This is a genomic window from Mesorhizobium sp. M1227, from assembly GCF_040318315.1.
Lineage (GTDB): Bacteria > Pseudomonadota > Alphaproteobacteria > Rhizobiales > Rhizobiaceae > Mesorhizobium.
The window spans coordinates 50,033-73,523 of the sequence record NZ_JAMYLZ010000021.1 but is presented as its reverse complement, the minus strand read 5'-3'; the positions used below and the strand labels follow the sequence as shown (position 1 = coordinate 73,523).

General features: G+C 60.6%; 14 protein-coding genes and 2 pseudogenes. 5 read left to right on the top strand and 11 right to left on the bottom strand.

What is annotated here, in order from left to right; translation table 11 throughout:
• Positions 1-10: 10 nt before the first annotated feature.
• From NKH28_RS22230 to NKH28_RS22220, 3 genes are all read left to right on the top strand, one after another.
• Entirely contained in the window at positions 11-1,225 is a 1,215-nt protein-coding gene (locus NKH28_RS22230) for an IS91 family transposase (protein WP_352980440.1), read from the top strand.
• A gap of 1,129 nt (positions 1,226-2,354) precedes the next feature.
• Positions 2,355-2,630, top strand: coding sequence for a hypothetical protein (locus tag NKH28_RS22225; RefSeq protein WP_352980439.1), 276 nt, complete (start codon positions 2,355-2,357; stop codon positions 2,628-2,630).
• A gap of 413 nt (positions 2,631-3,043) precedes the next feature.
• Positions 3,044-3,793 carry a sigma-70 family RNA polymerase sigma factor gene (locus NKH28_RS22220; protein WP_352980438.1) on the top strand — a complete coding sequence of 250 codons (750 nt, stop codon included), beginning with the start codon at positions 3,044-3,046 and terminating at the stop codon, positions 3,791-3,793.
• A 581-nt stretch (positions 3,794-4,374) separates the two neighbouring features.
• Here the strand turns inward: NKH28_RS22220 and NKH28_RS22215 are convergent.
• A pseudogene (locus NKH28_RS22215) lies at positions 4,375-4,563 on the bottom strand (MerR family DNA-binding protein); the annotation flags it as partial.
• A gap of 718 nt (positions 4,564-5,281) precedes the next feature.
• Between NKH28_RS22215 and NKH28_RS22210 the strand changes: the two are divergent.
• The gene (locus NKH28_RS22210) at positions 5,282-10,732 is read left to right on the top strand and encodes a trifunctional serine/threonine-protein kinase/ATP-binding protein/sensor histidine kinase (RefSeq protein ID WP_352980437.1); all 5,451 of its coding nucleotides are present in this window, start codon (positions 5,282-5,284) and stop codon (positions 10,730-10,732) included.
• Positions 10,733-10,950: 218 nt separating this feature from the next.
• On the opposite strand, the pseudogene NKH28_RS22205 reads toward NKH28_RS22210, so the two are convergent.
• The 8 genes and pseudogenes from NKH28_RS22205 to NKH28_RS22170 form a co-directional block, all read right to left on the bottom strand.
• Positions 10,951-11,448, bottom strand: a pseudogene (locus tag NKH28_RS22205) (substrate-binding domain-containing protein); the annotation flags it as partial.
• Positions 11,449-11,500: 52 nt separating this feature from the next.
• Positions 11,501-11,890: a cytochrome o ubiquinol oxidase subunit IV gene (gene cyoD / locus NKH28_RS22200; protein ID WP_352980436.1), complete on the bottom strand. Its 390-nt coding sequence runs from the start codon at positions 11,888-11,890 to the stop codon at positions 11,501-11,503.
• The gene (gene cyoC, locus NKH28_RS22195) at positions 11,887-12,501 is read right to left on the bottom strand and encodes a cytochrome o ubiquinol oxidase subunit III (protein WP_352980435.1); all 615 of its coding nucleotides are present in this window, start codon (positions 12,499-12,501) and stop codon (positions 11,887-11,889) included. Before cyoC ends, cyoD begins: the two co-directional genes overlap by 4 nt.
• Complete coding sequence (gene cyoB, locus NKH28_RS22190) at positions 12,498-14,471, bottom strand: cytochrome o ubiquinol oxidase subunit I (protein ID WP_352980467.1); 1,974 nt, start codon at positions 14,469-14,471, stop codon at positions 12,498-12,500. Before cyoB ends, cyoC begins: the two co-directional genes overlap by 4 nt.
• Positions 14,472-14,473: 2 nt before the next feature.
• A complete protein-coding gene (gene cyoA / locus NKH28_RS22185; RefSeq protein ID WP_352980434.1) occupies positions 14,474-15,352 on the bottom strand; it encodes a ubiquinol oxidase subunit II in 879 nt (292 codons plus the stop codon).
• Between the two features lie 300 nt (positions 15,353-15,652).
• On the bottom strand, positions 15,653-17,365 hold the full coding sequence (locus NKH28_RS22180) for a thiamine pyrophosphate-dependent enzyme (RefSeq protein ID WP_352980433.1): 1,713 nt from the start codon (positions 17,363-17,365) through the stop codon (positions 15,653-15,655).
• Positions 17,366-17,520: 155 nt separating this feature from the next.
• A complete protein-coding gene (locus NKH28_RS22175) occupies positions 17,521-18,075 on the bottom strand; it encodes a helix-turn-helix domain-containing protein (protein WP_352980432.1) in 555 nt (184 codons plus the stop codon).
• Positions 18,076-18,317: 242 nt separating this feature from the next.
• Entirely contained in the window at positions 18,318-18,956 is a 639-nt protein-coding gene (locus tag NKH28_RS22170) for a response regulator transcription factor (RefSeq protein ID WP_352980431.1), read from the bottom strand.
• Between the two features lie 346 nt (positions 18,957-19,302).
• Between NKH28_RS22170 and NKH28_RS22165 the strand changes: the two genes are divergently transcribed.
• The gene (locus NKH28_RS22165; RefSeq protein WP_352980430.1) at positions 19,303-19,692 is read left to right on the top strand and encodes a response regulator transcription factor; all 390 of its coding nucleotides are present in this window, start codon (positions 19,303-19,305) and stop codon (positions 19,690-19,692) included.
• Here the strand turns inward: NKH28_RS22165 and NKH28_RS22160 are convergent.
• Together NKH28_RS22160 and NKH28_RS22155 are read right to left on the bottom strand one after the other, a co-directional pair.
• Positions 19,598-21,979: a PAS domain-containing protein gene (locus tag NKH28_RS22160; protein WP_352980429.1), complete on the bottom strand. Its 2,382-nt coding sequence runs from the start codon at positions 21,977-21,979 to the stop codon at positions 19,598-19,600. The genes NKH28_RS22165 and NKH28_RS22160 overlap by 95 nt on opposite strands.
• Positions 21,980-22,332: 353 nt before the next feature.
• Positions 22,333-23,268, bottom strand: a complete 936-nt coding sequence (locus NKH28_RS22155; protein WP_352980428.1) for a sugar-binding transcriptional regulator — start codon at positions 23,266-23,268, stop codon at positions 22,333-22,335.
• Positions 23,269-23,491: the final 223 nt, after the last annotated feature.

Sequence of the window (23,491 nt, the reverse complement as noted above, 5' to 3'; positions counted from 1 at the left end):
CGCGGCGGCGGTGCGCCGCCCGTCCCTGGAGGTCGCCGACATCTTCCATCGCCATGGCGCCGCCTGGCGCGCAGCCCATGCCGGCCACTTGAGCCTCGGCCAGCTGAAGGTGATGTCCGCGATCGAGACCTGCCGCACCGCAGCCCTCGGCGGTCATGTCGAGGCCTGCGAGGACTGCGGCTATCGCCGCGTCGCCTTCAACAGCTGTCGCGACAGGCATTGCCCGAAGTGCCAGAGTGCGGCGGCAAGGGAGGGGCTTGCCGCGCGCCAGACCGATCTGCTGCCCATCGGCTACTTTCATGTCGTCTTCACCCTGCCGGCCGAGATCGCCGACATCGCCTATCAGAACAAGGCGGTGATCTATGACCTTCTGTTTCGCGCCGCGTCCGAGACGATGCTCACGATCGCCGCAGATCCCAGGCACCTCGGTGCCCGCATCGGCATCACCGCTGTGCTGCATAGCTGGGGCTCGGCGATGACGCATCACCCGCATGTCCATATGATCGTGCCCGGCGGCGGCATCGCTCTCGACGGTGAGCGTTGGCTGTCCTGCCGGCCCGGCTTCTTGCTGCCCGTGCGCGTGCTCTCAAGACTGTTCCGGCGGCTCTTCCTCGACAAGCTCACTGAGGCCCACGCCGCCAGCCGGCTGAAGTTCTTCGGTGATCACATCGGCCTAAGCGAGCGCGGTGCCTTCGCTCAATTCCTGGCACCGCTCAAGAAGAAGAACTGGTTCGTCTATGCCAAGCCGCCCTTCGCCGGGCCCGAGGCGGTGCTGGCCTACCTGTCGCGCTATACCCACCGCGTCGCCATCTCCAACAGCCGGCTGATAGCGCTCACCGAGGCCGGCGTCACGTTCCGCGTCAAGGATTATCGTCGCAACGGGGAGGAGCGCTACCGGACCATGACGCTCGATCCGGGCGAGTTCATCCGCCGCTTCCTGCTCCATGTCCTGCCCAAGGGCTTCCACCGCATCCGCCACTATGGGCTGCTGGCCAGCGCGCACGCCAAGCAAGACATCGCGCGCGCTCGCGAACTGCTCGCCGCACCCCAGCCCAAGGTCGAATGCGGCGGATCCAATAGCGCCGATGCTGCCGCCCCGACCGATTGGCGGCCGCCATGTCCATGCTGCGGCGGTCGCATGATCATCATCGAACCCTTCGAGCGCCGCGGCGATGCCAGAGCGCCCCCGTCCGGCAGCTCGACAAGAGGAGCCCGAGCATTATGACCGGGCCCCGCTCATCACCGCGCATCATCTCTGCCGAGGGACCTTATCGTCCCCGGATGGACGGCTTCGCGCGCCGCCGCCCAAGCGCACCGAAATCGCCCGCTTTTCAACCGCTACACCGCATCATGCGCCGCCTCGGCCGGCCGCGCGCGCCCGTCAACCTGAGCAGTCCTACCTGTCAGGCGCATCAGTGCACCCACCGCGGACCAAGCGAAACCGTCAAATCCCCATAGCGCCGAAACCGAGCCTCCATCCCGCGGGTTCTTTCCCTGGAGGCTTTCGGACGCCGGCCCTCGCGCCAAGCCAACACCTTGTTGGCCGGCATCCGTAACCCTACACAGAAGCGGCCAACACCGAGCCGATATCTTGATGTCACTTTTGGGCCCTTAGAGGACCGGCAGCTTCAGGATGCAAATCTTCAGGAGCGTACATTACGGCCGGCGCTAGCATCGTCGTGACCTGACATCTCGGACGTTCACAGGGGTGCCTCAATCGGCCGGTTCCGGATCCGATTTGAGACGTTTAGTACATCGCAAATATTCGCTGAATTTGATTGCGGTTCTGATGTTAGTGCCAACGCCAGGCGAAGCAGAATCCGCGCCTTCTGGCCTCAGATTGTCCGCCGCGATGATCCAATGGCGCGATGTCTGGCGCTATCTAGGGCGCAGCCGCTGCTGTGGGCGTGGCTGCTTATCCGCTACAGTCAGTGACCCGGCCCGGAGGACCAAGCCGAGCCGCTATCGGGTTGCGACGGAGGACAAGATGATCCCACCTTCCGTCCAGCGCCGGATGTCACAGCGGACCGGCGCAACTGTTGCTGAAGTCAAGCGTTGCCACGCGATCTATGAAATGCAGCCAATGGGAAGTGACAACCCTCGTTGAGAGAGCTGTGCGAAGCGTGAATTAAAAAATGTGAGCAGACAACTAACCCTGCATAGTTCCGCCGCCGCCTCGTGCGCGGTCGGCGGGGTTTCCCCAGAACGAAACGGCGCGCTTGTGGCCGCCTTTCAGGCAGAAATAGACAAAACGTGCGCCTACAGGAAATACGACAGCCGGAATGATATCTATTTCATCGATACCAACGTTGGCTGTCGTTGGGGAAACCGCTTATCTCAGAAGGAAGACATCCATGAACATCAAAGCTATCTGTCTCGGCGCAACACTTGCGCTTTCCACTTTTGGTGGTCAGGCGCTGGCCGGCGCACTGAAGGAGCCGAACACCATGAGGCCGTTCTACACTGATGCCAGCATGAAAACCATGAAGCCGCTCGAAGAATTTAAGGCCGCCTTCTTTGGCATGCCGGCCGAAAAGCAGGCACAGATGAAGGGTGAATGCGCGGGCGAGATAGAGCAGCCGTTCACGGCCTTCTGCGCGAACGTGAATACACTCGGAGGCCACAACTAAGACTGCGTTCATAACCGAACAAAATGGCGCGGCCGGTTGGCCCGCCATTGCCCCGCTACGTACCTCTTTTTTTTTTACGTGTGAATGCCTCCTAGTCGCTGAAAAATCCATGTTAGTATCTGCAGGTATCTCCTCCCAGGCGTTTCAATCTGTGCCTAGACAGCGGGGGGGCTTGTGGGGCCCAACACTCCTAAGTCGAAGCCGCACTGGCAGTGGTGATTTTCATTCGATGTGCCGTCCTTCGTGTAATCCAAAGTTCAGCGCTGTGAACCATGACGCTATTCCGCGCCACACGAGTGCAATTGATCGCGGCATTCCAAATCGTCAAACTGCACGTCACCACGGCCGACACCCGTGTTTCGTTTCTCTTTGAGTGCGGCACATGAAATTCGGAATGTTTGTGAGGTTTCGATATGGAAAGGCCATACGGCGATGCTGCAGACGTTTCTTCTTCGATCGATCTCGAGTTTGGCTCCCTGGCAAACAACCTTGTGCGGCTCCTTGAAGCAACCGAAGCGAGCTCGAGCATGCCCAGGAGGCGTAGACATCGCCGGCCAACGCGTCAAGACCGCAACCTGCACCGAACCATCCATGAGCGACCTCAATGCCGATGCGAGGCGGAGCACGGCGGAGCGCGAGATCCTGTGGCGTCACTGAGGCACGCCATCATCGAGGAGATCCCTCGGCTGCGCCGCTATGCGCGCTCGCTCCTGCGTGACCGCGACGCGGCGGACGACCTCGTGCAGGACTGCTTGGAAAAGGCGCTGACTCGTCTCGAGAGTTGGAGATCGGGCGATTCGCCGAGACGCCGGTTGCTCACGATTATGCACCAACTCTTCGTCGATCGGCTGCGTCGCACCAAGCGCCATGTCCATGCCGAGGCGCTGATGCCCGAGACTATTGACGCGGTCGCCGGTCCGGCGCGGCAGCCCGATAAGATTACCTCGGCCGAGATGCTGTCGGCCCTGCAGCAGATTGCCCCAGAGCGACGCGCTGCGCTGACGCTGGTTGCTGTTGAGGGCCTTTCTTATGCCGACGCAGCGAACGTGCTTGGCATTGCGCTCGGCACGCTTGCGTTGCGGATTGCAGGGGGAAGAGAGGAATTGCGATCGATTCTGGACGACGTCTCGCGTCGCAAGATGATCACGGTGACGACGGAATGAGCGAATGTCAGAGCACGACCAAGACGGCTGGCATCCTGATTAGGCACGACAAGCGCATAGCTCCATTCCTCTATGATGAAATCTGTCTTGGCGCGGGCGACTCTGCCCGGTGGTCCACCGTGGAGCCATTGACGACAGGCGCAGCGCCTCTCCCCGAGGAATCCAGCGCGTTGCAGGGAGATGGCGGACTGGCGGCGCCTCAGCGCGGAGGAAGTCCAACAAACTGGCGAAGCCGCGCATATTTTCTAGTTCCCCTAAGTTGGAATCCCATGGAAGGAACCCATCTGTTGGGTTGTAAAGTCGCATCCACTGAAATCAGGCCGAAGTACGGGAAGGTAAGAAGTTACTCAGAGCTTGGATCTTCGATTTGGCGGATCGTAAGGTCCGGAAATGGCCCAACCGCGACCTCTAGCGTGATCACGGGCAAATGTCCGCTCCCGTGCGGATGTGAAGTTGACCTCAACGGCCGACATGGGGCAGCACGAAGTGCATGGCCAAAACATATTAGCATGGACGAATTTACTTATACGCGAAGCGAGAGTGGGCGCGCAGGCAAGCGACAGCATTACCGCAAGGCCGCCTCACTGCACCATAGCTTCTCCGGCTAGTTCGTCGATGATCGGGCAGTCCGGTCTGTCATCGCCCTGGCAGTGCTCGACCAAGTGGTGAAGCAGATGGCGCAATCCGACTAACTCGGCGATCTTCCTGTCGATCTCCACCAGCTTGGCTTCGGCGATCGCCTTGACGTCGGCGCTTGCGCGCTCCTTGTCGCGCTTCGCTGACCTGTCCGCGATAGCGAACGATGACTTCTTCAGGGGTGAGGTAGGTCGGGTCAGGCATGGGCGTTATAGATAGCAGAGTTGTGCAACAGCTTGTTGCACCCGCGACCCCGTCGGATCGGAGACCTGGGGAGAATGCCGGCGCCGTCACCGTGGACTGATCGTCGTGGCCCGAAGCCGCCATTGAAGGCTCAGGGCTATGATGACCGCTTTCCGCCAAAGAACGAATCCGCTCGCGGGAGGGGCGCGGGCTTTGGGGGGGTGTGCTTCGTCGGCAGCGTCGGTGAGGCTTTGATCGATCAGGGGTGACGGACGGCATCGGCCTCCGAGCGTGAAGTGTCAACCTTCAGCTTGAGAGGAGCATCCGATGACCGTCCCTACGCATCCATCCAGCAGCGCGCTTCGCGAGCGCATGATCGAAGACATGTCCATGCGCGGCTTCACCGAGGATACGCGCCGTGACTATATCCGTTGCGTGAAGGCGCCCCACGGGCAAGCTGAATCGCAATGTTCGACGCGTCGATCTGGGCGATTAGTCTCTCCCCGTGTGGATGGCCAAAGGCGAAACCGCACGAATGTGCAAATTACGGCCGATCCAGAAAAGCCGGCACTCCCGTGCGCGATAAGATGATTCCAATGCTAAATCCGATCTAGAGACGCCGCCGCCCGGCACGGGCGGTGATCATGGTGCCGGGACAGTCAAGCCTTCATGAACGAGATCTCGGGCTACGTATTCTCGTTGCTGCGGGAGGGCGACATCGCTCTATACCGGGGCTCTGGCAACGGCTTGACGCCGATCCTGCTTGTTGCCGCAGAAGGAACCTCGCCCGGTTGCGTCGAGCGACTTGAACACGAATATGCGCTCAAGTCCGAACTTGACTCCGACTGGGCGGCGCGACCCGTTGCACTGATGCACGATAACGGTCGTATGAAGCTGGTACTCGAGGATCCCGGCGGTACGCCGCTCGATCGACTGCTTGGCCGGCCACTGGACGTATCGCACTTCCTGCGCAGCGCGATCCCGCTCGCGGGCGCGCTTCGCCATGTACATGAGCGTGGCGTCATTCATAGGGACATCAAGCCGGCAAATATCCTGGTGGATGGGGCAAGCGGCGGCGTGTGGCTGACGGGGTTCGGCATCGCTTCGCGTCTGCCGCGCGAGCGCCAAGCCCCCGCCCCGCTAGAGGTGATCGCGGGCACGCTCGCATATATGGCGCCGGAACAGACCGGCAGGATGAACCGCTCGGTGGATTCCCGCAGCGATCTCTATGCCCTGGGTGTCACCTTCTACGAAATGTTGGCCGGGCAGCTCCCCTTCACTGCCGCTGACCCGATCGAGTTGATCCACTGTCACATCGCGCGAGAGCCCGTTCCGCCAAGCGAGCTTGCAAGCGGGATTCCGGCTCCGCTCTCGATGATCGTCATGAAGCTTCTCGCGAAGGCAGCCGAGGGGCGCTACCAGACCGCAGCAGGCGTCGAGGCCGATCTCCGCAAGTGCCTGACTGCCTGGGAGTCGTTCGGGCGGATCGAACCCTTCCCGCTTGGTCTGCAGGACGCGTCGGACCGGCTGATGATCCCTGAGAAGCTCTACGGACGCGAGGGCGAGATCGCCACTCTGCTCGCTGCCTTCGACCGCGTCGTGAAGCATGGCTGTTCGGAGCTCGTTCTGGTCTCCGGTTACTCGGGCATCGGCAAGTCGTCGGTCGTCAACGAGCTGCACAGGGTCATCGTGCTGCCTCGCGGCATCTTCATTTCAGGAAAATTCGACCAGCGCCTCCGCGATACCCCCCATGCGACCCTGGCTCAGGCGTTTCGGGGACTGACTCAACAGCTGCTGAACGGTCACGCGGACGACATCGCCCGCTGGCGAGACGCGATTAAGGAAGCTGTCGGGAACCAGGGGCGTCTGCTGACCGACCTCATTCCCAACCTCGTTCGACTGATCGGCCCACAGCCGACCGTGGCAGTCCTCTCGCCGGTCGACGCCCAACTGCGGTTTCAGACCGTATTTCAGCGGTTCGTCGGCGTGTTCGCGAGGGCGGAACACCCGCTCGTCATTTTCGTCGATGACCTGCAATGGCTCGATCCGGCGACGCTGACGCTCATCGAATATCTCCTTCTCCATCCTGACACGCGACACCTTTTGGTGATCGGCGCATATCGCGACAATGAGGTCGACTCGGCACATCCGTTGATGCTCAAGCTGAGGGATCTGCGCCGAGCCCGCGCGAGAGTCGACCAGATCATCCTCGGCCCGCTCTCAGTCGCCGACATCAACCAATTGCTGTGCGACACCTTGCGGCGTGCTCCCGACGAGATGCGGCCGTTCGCTGAGTTGATGCACAAGAGAAGCGGCGGCAATCCCTTTTTCGCCGGGCAGTTCCTCACCAGCCTAGCCGAAGAACGGCTCGTCAAGTTCGATAAGCGCTCGCGGTCGTGGACGTGGGATTTGGACGCTATCGTCGACAAGAGGTTCAGCGACAATCCAGCGGACCTAGTGATCGGCAGGTTGCGCCGTCTTGCTCCGGAAGCGCAGGAAGCGTTGAAACTGCTCGCCTGCCTGGGTAATCACGCTGACTTTGCGACGTTGTCAAGGCTACGCAGCGAATCTGACGAAGCGATGCATGCAAGTTTTCGCGACGCGGTTCACGCCGGCGCCGCCATCCCCATCGAGGGAAGCTACTGGTTCTTTCATGATCGAGTTCAGGAAGCCGCCTATGCGCTCATTCCGCCGGAAGGTCGCGCCGAACTCCATCTGCGGATCGCACGCCTCCTTATCGCAGAGACCGTGCAGGAGAGGATCGCAGAGAAGATCTACGACCTCGTCAACCAGCTGAACCTGGGCTCAGCGCTCATTTCCGAGTGGCCCGAGAAGATGCGCGCGGCCGAACTCAATTTTGTTGCAGGGCGCAAGGCGAAAGCCTCGACCGCCTATGCTGCGGCCTCCACCTATCTCGCAGCCGGCTTCACCGTTCTGTCGGACGACGGGTGGCAAAGATCCTATGACTTGACGTTGAACCTGTTCCTGGAACGGGCGGAATGCGAGATCCTTAGCTCGAACCAGGAGCAGGCCGCGGGACTCGTGGAGGTGCTGCTCATCAAGGCGCGGTCTAAGATCGATCATGCTGAGATTTGTCGTTTGCGTATGCTTCTGCAATTGAGGCAAGGCAACTACGCTCCGGCGATCCGCACGGCACTCGAATGCCTGCGAATGTTCGGCGTCGACATGCCAGACTCTCCTATACCGGAACAAATGCGAGAAGTATACGCGGAGATGTGCCGGACCCTCGGCGAGCGGCCAATCGAGAGCCTGCTCGACCTGCCTATGATGGACGACCCGGAGATGCGGGCGGTCATGAAGCTCTTTAGTGGCTTGGGTAATTTAGCCTATCATGTTGACCTAGACCTGTACCAGATGATTTCCTGCTGGATGGTCAAGCTGACCTGTCGCTACGGCACAAGCGAGTATGCCGCGATCGGCTATGGTGCGGTCGCCACAGTCCTTGGTCCGGCGTTCCATCGCTTCGCTGACGGGGAGGCATTTGCTCGGTTGGCGGTCGCGGTTGCCGAACGATACGGGTTCACCGCGCAAAAGGCGGGCGCACACTTCCTCATGCAAATGGCGGTCCTCTGGACGCGTCCAATCGAAGACGCTCTGACCTGCCTCGAGGCGGCGATCCGATCCGTCGGGGAAACCGGCGAGATGGTTTACGCCTGCTTCACCCGTCAGCATCGCCTCACCGATTTGATGGCGCGCGGTGATCCTCTCGACCAGGTGTGGCTCGAGTCGGCAGGTGCGCTGGATTTCGTCCGCAAATACAAGTTCGGCCAGCTGGTCATTTTGAGCATCCAGGGTTTCGTGCAAAGCCTTCGCGGCGGAGTGGGGAGCGGTGCACTCCTCGACGAGGCGGCGCTCGAAGCGCGGGTGCTCCGGGGCGGCGTTCCTCTCGTTGCCTGCTTTCACTGGATCCTGCAATTGCAGCGGCAGTTCTTGCTGGGCAACGCGGAGAGAGCCCTTGAGTTTGCCGCCAAGGCGGAGCCGATTCTCTGGTCGGCGCGCCTCAATCTTCAGTCGATGGATTACTGCTTCTATCATTCTCTCGCTATTGCTGCGGTCTTTGAAGCGGCCTCGCCCGAGAGGCGGGCAGCGCTTCGCAAGGATCTTACCGAACACCTGGCATCGTTTCAGCGATGGGCGGAGAGCTGCCCGGCGACGTTCACGCATAAACACGTCCTGATTTCGGCGGAATGGGCACGCCTGGAAGGACGAGACATCGAGGCCATGCGGCTGTACGAGCAGGCAATCCGCTCGGCCGCGGAGCACGGCTTCCTCCAGGACCAGGCGCTCGCCAGCGAATTGGCAGCTCGATTCTACCGCCTGCGCGGTCTCGAAAAGGTGGCAGATACCTATCTGGACGAAGCCCGCGACTGCTACGCCCGGTGGGGAGCCCTGGCTAAGGTCACACAGCTCGACCAGAGCCACCCCCGAGTCCGACTACAAGCACCATTGGCTCCAAGGCCGACCATCGAGACGCCTGTCGAGCGGTTCGATCTCGCCACGGTCATCAAGATGTCGCAGGCCGTGGCCGGCGAGATCGTCCTCGAGAAGTTGATCGAGAGGCTGATGGTTATTGCCGTCGAGCATGCGGGGGCCGACCGCGGCCTGCTGATTCTTCCGGTTGGTGACCAATGCCACATCGAGGCGGAAGCGAGGAGCGGTCGCGATGGCGTCAGGGTCCGTCTTCTCGGAACGCCGGTAACGCCATCGGAATTGCCCGTCCTGATCCTTGAGCAAGTCATCCACACTCAGGGCCAAGTGATCCTGGATGACACCTGCAAGGAGAACGCGTTTTCCGAAGATGAATATATAGACCGCAAACAGAATCGGTCGCTTCTATGCCTGCCGTTGCTGAAACAGGCCGAGCTGATAGGCGTGCTGTATCTCGAAAATAGCCTGGCGTCGCATGTGTTCACGCCGGCGCGGATCGCCGTGCTGAAGCTGCTCGCCTCACAGGCGGCAATCGCACTGGAGAACGCCCGATTATATAGTGACGTCGCAGAACGCGAGGCGAAAATCCGGCGCTTAGTCGACGCTAACATCATCGGGATTTTCATCTCGAGTAGGAAGGGTGAAATCATCGAAGCTAACGACGCTTTCCTCAAGATGGTGGGATACGACCGAGAGGATCTCGCCGCAGGAAACATGCGCTGGACCGATTTGACGCCGCCGGAATGGCGCAACAGAACCGCCAGCGCCCTGGACGGTGTGGACACGACCGGGGCGGTCCAACCCTATGAAAGCGAGTACGTGCGCGAGGACGGCAGCCGGGTGCCCGTGTTAATCGGCTCGGCCGCGTTCGACGAACAACGAGATCAGGGTGTGGCGTTCGTGCTCGATCTGACCGAGCGTAAGCGCGCCGAAGAGGCCTTCCGCGAGGTGCAAATGGAGCTCGCGCACGCCAACCGCGTCGCCACCATGGGTCAGCTCTCGGCCTCGATTACACACGAGGTCAAACAACCGATCGCCGCAGCACGTAACAACGCGTGTGCCGCCCTGAATTTTATGGACAAGAACCCGCCAGATCTGGGGGAAGTCAGGGATGCGCTCGGCTGTATTGTGGGCGATGCCGATCGAGCGGGAGACATCATCGACCGGATGCGAGATCACATCAAGAAGGCGCCGCCCAGGAAAGAGTGCTGGGACATCAACGCGGGTATCCGCGAAGTGATTGAGCTCACCCGCGGCGAATCGGTGAAGAACGGCATCTCAATGCAGGCAGACCTCGCGGACGGCTTGCCGCTCATCGAGGGCGACCGGGTACAGCTGCAACAAGTGATCCTCAATTTGATCGTGAATGCCGTCGAAGCTATGAGCGGCGCCAGCGACGGGACGCGAGAGTTGCTTGTCAGCAGCCGGAGGACTGACCTCGGCGACGTCCTCGTAGGGGTCAGAGATTCTGGTCCGGGACTGGCGCCGGAGACTCTCGATCACGTTTTCGAGGCCTTCTACACGACGAAGCCCAGTGGTTTGGGGATGGGACTGTCGATCTGCCGCTCGATCATCGACGCGCACGGCGGCCGATTGTGGGCGAGCGCGGACCTGCCCCGCGGCGCCAGCGTTCAATTCGCCCTGCCGGCGATCGCAAATACTGCGTCGTGATGCTAAAGAGACAGGCAACCGACCGCGAGTTCAGAACGAACCCGCTCGCGCAGCAGGGGGCGAGTTTCGAGGATGGCGCGCGCAGACGGCCGCGTCAGTGAGGCCGCGAACGATCAGGGGTGGCGGACGGTGAACCTGGACGGCATGCGCTCGTCGCAGCCGCGCTAAAGCCACGATTTTACCGACCGAAGGACCCAGGCTTCACCGTCTTTCGTGAATCAGCCTTGATCGGGCCGCCCTGCATCGGGCGGACACAAAGCCGCGGTGGGAACTCCCTCGACAGGCGCCAGCCTCGTTTGACAACTCTTCAGGCGCTCAATGAGCCAACGGCCAGCAGGCCCTGGCGGCGCAGATGTCGGATACACTGCGGACATGGGCAATATGAGCCCGCCCGGCGGAACGTCCTCGATTGATAGCTCCACCAGCCTCCCTTCAGCGATATCACGCTGGACGGCATGCAGCGGCATGCCGCCCCAGCCAAGGCCACTGAGGAGAAAGGAGTGCTTGGCGAAGAGATCCGCTAGCCGCCAGGTTGATGACGACATCACCCCGAACTCGCGGCCAGCTGACAGATCGGACCGATCGGTCAGCACGAGCTGCACGTGTTTTGCCAGTTCCGATTTCGGAACCGTCCCCTTGATCTCCGCAAGGGGGTGATCGCGCGCTGCGACCATCATGAACGCCACCCCGATCAACCGCTCTCTTGTGAGGGACGGTGCATCGACTTGAAGGCCCGCCTTCAATTCAAGGCCCGCTCGGGCAAGTGGATCAGTAGTGCATCTGCATATCCATGACGTCGGCAGGCATCATGCTGCCGTTCAGATTGGTCATGATCACGAGGGAACCAGCCATCACCAGCAGGACGATGAGTACGCCAAATGCGAGCGCCAGCACGTTGTTGGTGTTGTCCGGGCCGGTTGTGATGTGGAGGAAAAACACCAGATGGATGCCCATCTGGGCAATGGCGAGAACCGCAAGCCCAAGTGGGATACCCGGTGCCCAGATGAGCGAGGTACTGGCGACCCAGAACGAGATCGCGGTGAGGATCACGGCGAACAGCAGGCCGATGCTGTAGACGAGGATTCCGGAGGACGCCGCTTCCTGCTCGGTCGCAATCGACTGGTCGCCGGGGGCGCGATCGAAGCGTGCTTCAGTCATTGGGTCACTCCCATCAGATAGACGACCGTGAACAGCCCGACCCAGACGATGTCGAGCGCGTGCCAGAACAGCGAGAAGCACTGCAGCCGGCGCTGGACGGCAGGCCGAAACCCCTTCGATGCGACCTGCCCCATCATCACCGCCAGCCAGATCAAGCCGGCGGTCACGTGCAGCCCGTGGCAGCCGACAAGGGCGAAGAAAGCCGAGAGGAAGGCACTGCGTTGCGGGCCGGCACCTTGCGCGATCATGTCGGCGAACTCGCGGATCTCGAGGGAGAGGAACGCGGCACCGAGCACGAATGTGAGCAAGGCACCCAGATATGTAGCGAAACGTCGCCTCGCCTTGGCCGCCAGGCTCATCAGCCCGCATGTGTAGCTCGAGGCTAGAAGACACGCCGTTTCGATGGCTACCCTCGACTGATTGAACAGCTGGGCACCGGCTGGACCGCCCGCATTGGCATGCTGGAGCACGGCGTAGCTGGCAAACAGCGCGGAGAACATCACGATGTCGCTCAGCAGGAAGATCCAGAAGCCGTAGGCAACGACAATCCGCTTCGGCGCCGGTGCGCTGTGCAGCGCTTCGCCAGACTCAACAGCAACAGTGACGTTCATATCGCGACCCCCGCCTGGTGAAGCCGATCGAACTCCGCGATTTGCTCTGCCAGCACCTCGGTTTCGTCCCCGTCGCGGAAGGCGAAGACGAGGATCGCCAAAAACGCGCCGATCAGGCCGAGCCCGGCCATCCACCAGATGTGCCAGATCAAGGCAAAACCGATGACGACGGCAAAGAAGGCGTTGACGAACCCGACCGGACTGTTCTTCGGCACGTCGATCGCCTCGTACTGGCGCGCCGGCTGCGCGTGCTGTGTGCTGGCTCGCTGCTTGGCGACCCAGAAGCTGTCGCGCTCGGCCACTTGCGGCAGGATCGCAAAATTCCACGCCGGCGGGGGCGACGCCGTGGACCACTCCAGCGTGCGGCCGTTCCACGGATCTCCGGTCACGCGAAGCCTGTCGCGGTCGCGGATCGAAACAACCAGCTGAACGATCTGGCAGAGGATGCCGCCCAGAATGATGACGGTGCCGATCGCCGCCACCACCAGCCATGGCTGCCAGGCGACATTGTCGTAGTGTTGCATGCGCCGGGTCATGCCCATCAGGCCGAGAACGTAGAGTGGCATGAAGGCGACGTAGAAGCCGATCAGCCAGCACCAGAACGATGCCCTGCCCCAGCGCTCGTCGAGCTTGAAGCCGAATGCCTTGGGGAACCAGTAGTTATAGCCCGCCATAACGCCGAACACGACGCCGCCGATGATGACGTTGTGGAAGTGGGCAACCAGGAAAAGGCTGTTGTGCAGCTGGAAATCGGCTGGCGGCACAGCCATCAGCACGCCGGTCATGCCGCCGATGACGAAGGTCACCATAAATCCGATCGACCACAGGATCGGCACTTCGAAGCGGACGCGCCCGCCATACATGGTGAACAGCCAGTTGAAGACCTTCACGCCTGTCGGCACGGCGATGATCATGGTCATGACGCCGAAGAAGCCGTTGACGTCGGCGCTGGCGCCCATGGTGAAAAAATGGTGCAGCCAGACGAGGAAAGAGAGGACGCAGATCGCCATCGTCGCGGCCACCATGGAGCGGTAGCCGAACAGCGGCTTGCCCGAGAAGGTTGCGACGACCTCGGAAAAAATGCCGAATGGCGGAAGGATCAGGATGTAGACTTCCGGATGGCCCCAGACCCAGAACAGGTTGACGTACATCATCGCGTTGCCCTGCCCGTCGACCGTGAAGAAATGAAAGCCGAGATAGCGGTCGAGCAGCAGCATCCCCAGGGTGGCGGTCAGGACCGGGAAGGCAGCGACGATAAGCAAATTGGCGGCAAGCGACGTCCAGCAGAAGACGGGCATGCGCATATAGCCCATTCCCGGCGCCCGCAATTTCAGGATCGTGGTGACGAAATTGATTCCCGTCAGGAGCGTGCCGACGCCGGAGATCTGCAGCGACCACAGATAGTAATCGACGCCCACACCTGGGGAGAATTGCAGCTCGCTGAGCGGCGGATAAGCGATCCATCCCGTCTTGGCGAACTCACCGACGACCAGAGAGATGTTGATCAGCAGCACCCCCGAGGCCGTCAGCCAGAAGCTGACCGAGTTCAACGTCGGGAAGGCGACGTCGCGCACGCCAAGTTGCAGCGGCAGGACGAAGTTCATCAGGCCGATGACGAACGGCATCGCCACGAAGAAGATCATGATGGTGCCGTGCGCCGAGAAGACCTGATCGAAATGCTCCGGCGGCAGATATCCATGTGCGCCGCCGGCAGCGAAGGCCTGTTGCGCCCGCATCATGATGGCATCGGAAAAGCCGCGCAGCAGCATGACCAGCGCCAGCAGGAAATACATGACGCCGATCCGCTTGTGGTCGACAGAGGTGATCCATTCACGCCAGAGATACGGCACATATCCTTTCAGCGTGACCCAGGACAGGAGGCCGACTACGGCCAGGACCATGAAGGCCCCTGCCCCCATGATGATCGGTTGGTCGAACGGGATGGCGCTCCAGTCGAGCTTGCCGAGCAGGTTCATTTATTTGTCCTTTGTGACGCCAGGTCTGCGAGCCGCGGGGGATCATTCGGCTGCATTGCGAGGCTCTGCACGTGGTTGAACAGGTCAGGAGCGACGTCTCCATAGGTGAACGGCGCTATCGACTCGCTTGGCCTGGCGAGTTCGGCATAGGCCTGCGCGTCGAGCATCGGTCCGGCGTCGTGCGTCGTATTCACCCACTGCGTGAAAGCCGCAGCCGGCACAGCGTCGACGGCAAATCGCATGTCGGCGAATCCCTCGCCGCTATACTGGGCAGACAACCCACGGTACCGTCCGGCGTGATCGGCCAGCAGTTGAAGGTGCGTCACCATGCCGGCCATGGCGTAGATCTGGCTGCCGAGCTGCGGTACGAAGAAGCTGTTCATCACGCCTGACGACGTCAATTCGAAGCTGACCGGGGTACCAACGGGGATGGTCAATCGATTGACGCTTGCGATGCCCTGGTCCGGATAGATGAACAGCCATTTCCAGTCGAGCGAGACCACCTGGACCCTGACAGGGTTGACCGTGGAGGCAATCGGCTTGCGCGGGTCGAGGTCATGCGCACCGACCCAGGCAACGCCGCCAACCAGCAGCACTGTCATGGCGGGGATCGACCAGACGAGCAACTCGAGACGGCCTGAATACTCGAAATCGGGCCTGTAGCGAGCGCGCCCGTTCGACGAACGAAACCAGAAAGCGACACCCAGCGTGGCGAGGATCGTGGGGATCACGATTGCCAGCATGATGCCGAGGGAGTTGAACAGAATCTGACGCTCGGCGGAAGCGACAGGTCCTTGAGGACTGAGAACGCCCTCCGAACAGCCTGCAAGGATTACCAGGCCGATCAAGGTGGTAGTCAGCAGCCTTAGCCGCATGTCAGGTCTCCTCATGATCAGCGTCCATCCCTCAAATTTGCATCTGCCAAAACAATTATGCTTGTACGGTGCTGCTCAGCCGGGGCCGATCATGCTCATAGAAGTGCTCATCAGCGAGACAGGCGCATCACTTCGGTTGCCTCGCCGATGAGCTTTCGACGCGCGCATGCCATTCGGTGCAGTGACGATTTGTGGAATGAAACGCTGAGCTTTAAGCGCGGTTCCGTGAACCGCCGGGCTGCGAAAATCCCAGTCCACAGTCGCGGAACCGTCTTTGCTGCGAAACAGATCGGCGGCAGGTTAAAGGAAGTTTTCCCTCACCATTTCCCAGACGTCCCCTCCGCGACCGTGCAAAACGGCGCGCGCCGAATAGAGTGCCATGCCGACTGCCGGCGCCGCTGCCATGAAGGGTGGCATGACCAGCTGCAATGGGCTGACATGCACGTGCAGCAGAGCAGGCCCCGGTTGCGCAAGCCAGCCTTTGACGCCTGCCTCGAGGTCGTCCGCCTTGGAAACCGTTTGGCCCCAAAGACCGAGCGCTCGTGCAACGTCGCCAAAGTTTGGGTTTTTCAGCCGCGTGAACGTATCGAGCATGCCCTCGGCCTTCTGCTCGATTTCCACGAAGCCGAGCTTGCCATTGTCATACACCGCAATCTTGATCGGCAGTTGCTCCTGGACCACGGTCATCAGGTCGCCGAAGAGCATGGAGAGCCCTCCATCACCGGCCAGACAGATAACCTGGCGGCCTGGCTGAGACTTCTGCAGCCCAATGGCCGACGGCATGCCGCCAGCCATGCTTCCGTGCAGCAGACTGGCAAACGTGCGGCGCTGACCATTGGTTTCGATGTAGCGGACAAGCCAGGCGGCCGGTGTGCCGTCGTCCGCCGAAAAAACCGCGTCTTTCGCTGCGTGGCGGTTGATCGCTTCGGTCAAATAGGTTCCGGGAATGCAGCCGTCACGACCAGCCACGGCCTTCGTCTTTTCCGATTGTCTGGCTTTGGCATAGCGCCGAACGTATTGGTCGCGGAAGGAGGCGTCGGTGCGCTCGACCAGCTTCGGCAGCAATGCTTCCAGGGTTGCCTTGACGTCGCCGACAACGCCCTTTGTGACTGGATGCCGTCGCCCGAGATGCGTCGGGTCGATATCGACCTGAACGATCCTCGCCTTGTCGGGATAGAACTGCCGCCAGGCAAAATCGGCGCCCAGAAGCAGCAGCGTGTCGCAGTCGAGCAGGGCGTGATAGGCGGCCTCGTTGCCGAGCATGCCGGTCATGCCGATATTGTAGGGATTGTCGAACTCGAGAAAGTCCTTGCCGCGCGAGGTATGAGCGATCGGGGCCTTCAGCCTCTCGGCAACGGCCAGGATTTCCTGATGCGCGCCTTGGCAGCCGGCTCCGCCATAGATGGCAAGGTTGCCGCTGCTGTTGAGTATCCCTGCGATCTCATCGAGATCGGCTTCGCTGGGACGAACAATGGGCGCTGAAACGTGAACTGCATAGGGAATGTCGTCGGCCACTGTCGAGGCGGAAACGTCGGCCGGCACGATGAGAACGGCGACACCCCGCTTCGACAAGGCGGTCTGGCAGGCGATGACGGTTTTGCGTCGCGCCTGGTCCGGCGTATGGATCATGTCGCAGAAGACACTGCAGCTCTGGTAGATCTGTTTGAAATCGACCTCCTGGATGAAGTCGAAGCCCAGTTCGTCGCGGACAATCTGGCTTGCAATGAGAATGACGGGCGCGCGGTTTCGGTTCGCTTCAAAAATCCCGTTGATGAAATGCAGGCTGCCCGGGCCGCAACTTCCGGCGACGGCCGTCAAATGACCCGTCAGCTGTGCTTCGGCCTGCGCGGCGAAAGCGCCGGCCTCCTCGTGCCTCACCGACACCCACTCGATCTTGCTTCGCTCGAGCGAACGCGCGATCAGATTGAGCGTGTCGCCGACGACGCCGTAACAATGTTCGACGCCTGCGTTCTGCAGCGTTTCAACGATGATGTCTGCTACCTGCCTGCTCATGCCGCCTAGCACCTGTTAAGACCCTTTTGAGCCCTCAATATGCGGCGTCCCCGATGGCCGATCTTGGTTGGAACTGCGAGGATTTGGAGCGGATTGCTGCGGTGGTCCGCAGTTGCTTTTAAGCGCAGCAACAGGGGTCTGTCGGGCTGATGCAGTCAGCGGCGCCACAGGGTCTCGCGTTCGCGCCGCCAGTTGGCGGGGCTTTCGCCAAAGGCATGCCTGAAAAGCTTGGACAAATGCGCCTGGTCGGAAAATCCGACGCTCAAAGCGATCTCGCTCAGCGAAGCTGCGCTGGTCAGCATCAGGTGACAGGCCTCCTCAAGTCGCCGCCTCACGATGTAGGCATGCGGCGGTTCTCCGAATGCCTGTTTGAACGAGCGTGAGAAGTGGGCTGTACTCCGCCGCGCAACCTCGCTGAGATCACTCGCATGGATCGTTCGATGCAGGTTCCGGTCGATGAAGGAACGGACCCGGGCGATCTGCCAACCCGCCAATCCACCCGTTCTGGAACTGTTGACGCCAGAACGGCGCTCGATCTCCAACTGGAGGATGGATGACGCCGCAGCCAACGAGGTCCTTGCGGCATCCTGGTCATGCTCGAGTTCGCTTTGGGCTGCTTCAAGCAGCAACACGAGGCTGTTCGCCAGCGAGCCAAACTCAAGATCGATTTGAGATGAAACATCTGCAGCCTCGCTGTATTGCCTGTCCATATCGAACCCTCAACAAACATCGGTACCAGCCGGGCCGAACGTCATGCGCCGCCTCTCAAGGAGGGCCGGAGCATGGAACTTTCCGTGGTGACGGGCAGTTTGACGGTCCGCAATGCGGCGATCTATTGCACGCGGGTGGCGCGCAATAGCGTCATGGTCTCACTGGACTGAACTTTGGCTTACACCGGGAATAACCGCAGACCAAATATCGTTGGAGCCACCCCGGTCGATGCGGCTTCGCTTCAGGAGTATTGCGGTTCCTGGTCGGGAACCAGTTGCAGCTTTTCCGCCATTCGGCTGAGTGCGAGAAGCGAGTTGGCCTTCATCTTTCGCATCAGCCGGCTGCGGTGCACCTTCACAGTGGCTTCGGCGATGCCGATATCGCCGGCAATCTGTTTGCTGAGTCGACCGCGCGCGACCTCGATCATGATCTCGCGCTCCCTGGGACTCAGCGACGCGAACCGCTCCCTGAGGACGACCAGACCTTCTTCATTCTCCCGCCGGGCACGATCGCGAGCGAGACCGAGCTGGATGGCATCGAGGAGTTCCTGATCGCGAAACGGCTTTGTCAGGAACTCAATGGCGCCGCCCTTCATCGCCTGCACCGACATGGCGATGTCGCCATGGCCGGTGATGAAGATGATCGGGATCTCCCGGTTCGCCATCGCGAGCTGGCGTTGAAGATCAAGGCCGCTTCGTCCCGGCAATCTGACGTCGAGCACCAGGCAAGTAGGACCGTTCGGCGGATCCGCCTTGAGAAACTCCGGGATTGAGGCAAACAGCCGGGCCTCCAGGTCGAGCGATCGCAACAAACGACCGATCGAGGCTCGCAGGGCCGCATCATCGTCGATGACCAGGATGGTAGCGTTCGCATCCGACATCACTGCTGCTCACGATCAAAGGGCGTGCAAATGAGCCTTTGTCTCGGCTTGCAAGGTTCGCGTGGCTCCTCCGCTGCAAACTTAGTCCCGACCGATGGCCATGAACAGTCTCATTTTCCCTCCGACGTGTGCGCGGGCGTAAACGAAAGTTTATGCGCGCCGCGATCCGCTTGACGGGCATCCCGCCATACGGCGGCGGAATTTGCGTCCCGGCATAAGCCAAAGTTTACGAACACCAGTATTGCTCCTGCCTCACTCTTGGGCGCAGGCTGACCCATCGCATGGGGGGTGCGGGGGCGTTGTCGGGGCGCCGCACCGCAATTCCTGCGCATTCCGGAGCACACCTATGCCGGTAGTGTCGTTGGTCTCGGTCGTCGAAGACGACCAGTTCTTTCGCGAATCCATGAAAAGGCTCATGAGATCGCTCGGTTACGACGTTGCGATCTTCCCTTCGGCAGCCGATTTCCTCGCGTCGCCTTGCCTCGGCAAAACCGCCTGCCTGATCGCTGACGTCAATATGCCGGCAATGACAGGGCTCGAACTCCATAACCACTTGATCGAGGCTGGTTACGCGATCCCGACGATCCTCATTACGGCCTACCCCGATGACCTTGACCAGGCCCGCGCGATGAACGACGGCGTTATTTGTTACCTTCGTAAGCCGTTTGATGAGCGGCATCTGATACGGAATCTCCGTCAGGCTCTCCAGTTCGGTCGTCCGGGTGACGAGAAATAGTGGGTTCCTTGTCTGGGCTGGGCAAGGAGAACCGAAGCATGGCCCCACCTGATGCGTTCTTGTCTGCCCACAGCCGGCCACCGTGGGCATCGATGATCGACCGGCAGATCGACAGTCCCATCCCTACGCCGCTCGACTTCGTCGTGTAGAAAGCGTCGAAAATACGATCAATGTGGTCGGCATCAATGCCAGGCCCTGAATCGCGCACCGACACAAAAACTCCACCGGTCTGGGCTTGGTCAGTGCTGATTAACAACTCCCGGGGCCCTGCCTCGATTGTGCTCATGGCTTCGACCGCGTTCAGGATCAGATTCAGCACGACCTGTTGCAGCTGAACACGATCCCCCTGGACGTCAGCCAGCGCCTCCGTCAGAAGAGTACGGACCGAGACTCCGTTCGTGTTGATCGCGCCCTGCGCCAACCCGATCACTTCATCTATCGCCCCGTTCAGGTCGAAACGAGACTTTCGCGGCGGCGCTTTCTTGATGTGGTCACGTATGCGGTCAATGATATCCCCGGCTCGGTCGGAATCGCTGACGACAGAGGCGAGCGCTTCTCGGATTTCGTCCAGATCCGACGGATGTCTGTCCAGAAAATGCATCGCCGCACGGGCGTTGTTGCGGGCGGCGGCAATCGGTTGCGTGATTTCGTGGGCCAGTGAGGCGGCCAGTTCTCCCATCATGCTCAGGCGATTCATGTGCGCTAGATTCGCCTCCAGCTGACTCAGCCTCTCATGCTCCTCCTGGGCGTGCTTGCGTTCGGTCACGTCGAGGAGTGTGCTGACAACCTCCACAAGGTCTCCACTTGCCGAGAACTTGGGATAGGAGGTCGATTCGATATATTTGATGAGTCCTGCCGGCAGTGCGATTCTGTACTGGAGTTCATAGTTTTTCTTCTGCCGCACCGCTCGCAGGGCCTTTTCGCGCGCCCGTTCCAGATCATCGGGATGTATCCTTCGCTCAACGGCTTCGCGGCTCGGGAGACCGTTGCGCGGATCAAACCCAAAAATTCGATACGTCTCGTCCGACCAATAGAGAATCTTTGTATCGTTGTACGCCGCGGAACCGGTGTGACTCAGGCTTTGCGCTTCAGCCAGATAGGCTTCGCTGCGGCGCAACCGCTCTTCGGCCTCCTTGGCCTCATCGATGTCGACGGACAAGCCGTACCACTGGACGATGCGTCGCTGATGGTCGCGCAGCGGCTCACCCCGAGTATGGTGCCAGCGAAACTCGCCGTCTGCCCGACGCAGACGATTCACAGCCTGGTACGAAGTTCCGGTCTGAATTGCGTGCTGGAGAGCGCTTGCGGTTTCTGGAATGTCATCAGGATGCAGGAAGACCTCCCAACCGCCATGCTTGAAGTCCTCAAATCGCATGCCGGTATAGTCCAACAGGCGTTGATTGAGTTGGGTCGGTTCGCCGGCGGGGTCCGCTGACCAGAGGAGACCTGGTACCGTTTCGAAGATTTGACGGAGCTTGTATTCGCTTTCCCGAAGGGCCTCCTCGGCGTGTTTGCTTTCCGTCACATCGATCTGTGTGCCGATCATCTCGACAAGCTCCCCGCTTGGCGAGAATACGGGTTGGGCGATTGATTCGAGGTGTTTGGCCGTTCCATCGGGCAGTACGATTCTGTACCCGTGCGAGTAGCCTGTTTTCTCGCTGAACGAATGCTCGGCCTTCGCGCGCACCCCGTCCCGGTCGTCTGGATGGATCCGTTGCCACACCGCTTCGCGGCTCGGCATACCCAGTGCCGGATCAAATCCCCAGATCCGGTAAGCCTCCTCCGAAAAATAGAGAATCGTCGACTCGTTGCCAACCGACACTCCGGTATGACTCAGCCTCTGTGCCTCGGCCAGATGGGCTTCGCTACGGCGTAGCTGATCTTCGGCCCTCTTGCATTCATCGACATCGACACACAAGCCGTACCACTGGACAACGCGTCCCTGCCGGTCGCACAGAGGCTCGCAACGAGCGTGATGCCAACGAAACTCGCCGTCCGCCCGGCGTAGACGCGTCAGACCCTGGTACGCCGTGCCGGTCTGAATTGCGTGATAGAAAGCCTTCGCGGTTTCCGGATAGTCATCCGGGTGTACGAATGCCTCCCAACCGCCCTGCTTGAACTCCTCAAATCGCATGCCGCTATAACTCAACAGGCGCTGACCTACATGGGTCGGTTCGCCGTCGGGGCCATTTGACCAGATGAGGCCTGGTACCGTTTCGATGATTTGACGAAGCGTGAATTCGCCTTCCCGAAGGGCCGCCCGGGCTCCGTTGCAATGCTTTGACATAGATCGCTCCATGGCCGGCAGGTAGGAAGCGGGGGCACACACCGTGAGCGTATGCGCGGCGGCTTTGCGACCTAACCTGAAAGACCGCTGCCGGTGGCCAGAACCTTGCGCCTGCTGCCGCTAGTAGCCCGTTGATCGAACGAAGGCCCTGTCGATAGCGTCGAGCGAACGGCCACGCAGACGTGACGGTAACAATCGATTGTAAATTCGTCAATAGAGCTCAATATCGCTCATTTGAGCGGATAAAATGACGCCGAATTCCGGCTCGATATTTCGGTCGGAAGAGGTCCACTGGATTGGATGAAGCTGCTGCGTCCGGAAGAGGTCTGTTGGATTGAATGAAACTGCTGCGTCTAGCTGACTAGGCGTCGCGCAACACCCGCGTCGGTAATGAGCGTATTGATCCAGCGGCCGCGCAGAACCGCCGCAATCGCGTCTGCCTTTTCGAGGCCGCCGCCAATTCCGATGACATCGGGGATATGGCGTATTTGTGCACTGTTGATGCTGAGACCACGGTCGTCGAGCTCGCTTGGGACTTCGCGACCGTCCGCGGCGATCAATGTACCGCAGACGTCGGCCCGCACGCCCGCCGCGATCGCCTTTTCTCTCCATGCCTTCGGAAAGCCGGCCGAAAGGCAAGATTCCTCGGGAATCCAGGATCCCAACCCAATGACCAATACATCGAGGCTGTCATATTTGCCGATGGCGTTTGCCACCGAGGGTTCGTTGCGCAGGCTCTGGATCAGTTTGGGGTCTTCAGACCACATCGGGCTGTAGACCGGATACGCGATGCCGCCGCTTAAGCCGGCAAGGCGGTGTACCAGTTCCACCGGTGTCTGCGAGGTGTCGAGGCCGGCAGGCGTGCCGGCGACCTGTACCACATCTACCTTTGGCAGATGGGTCAACGCCTTGGCCATGGCTGCCAGTGTCCGCCCCCAGGCAATGCCGAGAAGCTGGCCATCGACAAGCGTCTCGTCGAGAAACGAAGCGGCCAAATTGCCGAGCGGTGTGGTCAGAGCGCTGGTCGAAAGGTCGGGCCCATCCAGCACCAGTACGGCCTTGAGGCCATAGATGCGACGGACCGCTTCTCCGAGTTTGGCATTCAAGTCCTCAGGCTCGGAAATGACGAACTCGATGATCTTCTGTTCTATCGCCGCATCGATAAGCCGAGCGACCTTGAAACGCGAGATGCCAAGATCATCGGCGATCTCGGATTTTGTCTTCCGCTCGACGAAGAAGAGCCGAGCGGCTAGCGAAGCCTGAACTCGCTGAAGTGGACGGCGCGGCATTCCGATCTCTCGATCCTGATTCCGATCGACCGAGTGCGAAACGCCTGGACGTCGCCAAGTCAGTCGTAAAATCGTCGTTTCTGCAAGATTCCAACTAACCATCGGCCGTAGAATCCCGCCCGAATGTACCTTGCGCTCGTATGAGCAGCAAGATGCTCACATATCAGAGGCTCGAGAATCGTTAGCACGTATGTCGTGATGACGGGTCGCCAACCCATAGACA

Excerpts from the sequence above, each read along its gene's own strand:
- NKH28_RS22225 (WP_352980439.1), top strand. The coding sequence starts at position 2,355 with ATGAACATCAAAGCTATCTGTCTCGGCGCAACACTTGCGCTTTCCACT.
- NKH28_RS22220 (WP_352980438.1), top strand. The coding sequence starts at position 3,044 with ATGGAAAGGCCATACGGCGATGCTGCAGACGTTTCTTCTTCGATCGAT.
- NKH28_RS22210 (WP_352980437.1), top strand. The coding sequence starts at position 5,282 with ATGAACGAGATCTCGGGCTACGTATTCTCGTTGCTGCGGGAGGGCGAC.
- cyoD (WP_352980436.1), bottom strand. The coding sequence starts at position 11,890 with ATGACTGAAGCACGCTTCGATCGCGCCCCCGGCGACCAGTCGATTGCG.
- cyoC (WP_352980435.1), bottom strand. The coding sequence starts at position 12,501 with ATGAACGTCACTGTTGCTGTTGAGTCTGGCGAAGCGCTGCACAGCGCA.
- cyoA (WP_352980434.1), bottom strand. The coding sequence starts at position 15,352 with ATGCGGCTAAGGCTGCTGACTACCACCTTGATCGGCCTGGTAATCCTT.
- NKH28_RS22180 (WP_352980433.1), bottom strand. The coding sequence starts at position 17,365 with ATGAGCAGGCAGGTAGCAGACATCATCGTTGAAACGCTGCAGAACGCA.
- NKH28_RS22175 (WP_352980432.1), bottom strand. The coding sequence starts at position 18,075 with ATGGACAGGCAATACAGCGAGGCTGCAGATGTTTCATCTCAAATCGAT.
- NKH28_RS22170 (WP_352980431.1), bottom strand. The coding sequence starts at position 18,956 with ATGTCGGATGCGAACGCTACCATCCTGGTCATCGACGATGATGCGGCC.
- NKH28_RS22165 (WP_352980430.1), top strand. The coding sequence starts at position 19,303 with ATGCCGGTAGTGTCGTTGGTCTCGGTCGTCGAAGACGACCAGTTCTTT.
- NKH28_RS22160 (WP_352980429.1), bottom strand. The coding sequence starts at position 21,979 with ATGTCAAAGCATTGCAACGGAGCCCGGGCGGCCCTTCGGGAAGGCGAA.
- NKH28_RS22155 (WP_352980428.1), bottom strand. The coding sequence starts at position 23,268 with ATGCCGCGCCGTCCACTTCAGCGAGTTCAGGCTTCGCTAGCCGCTCGG.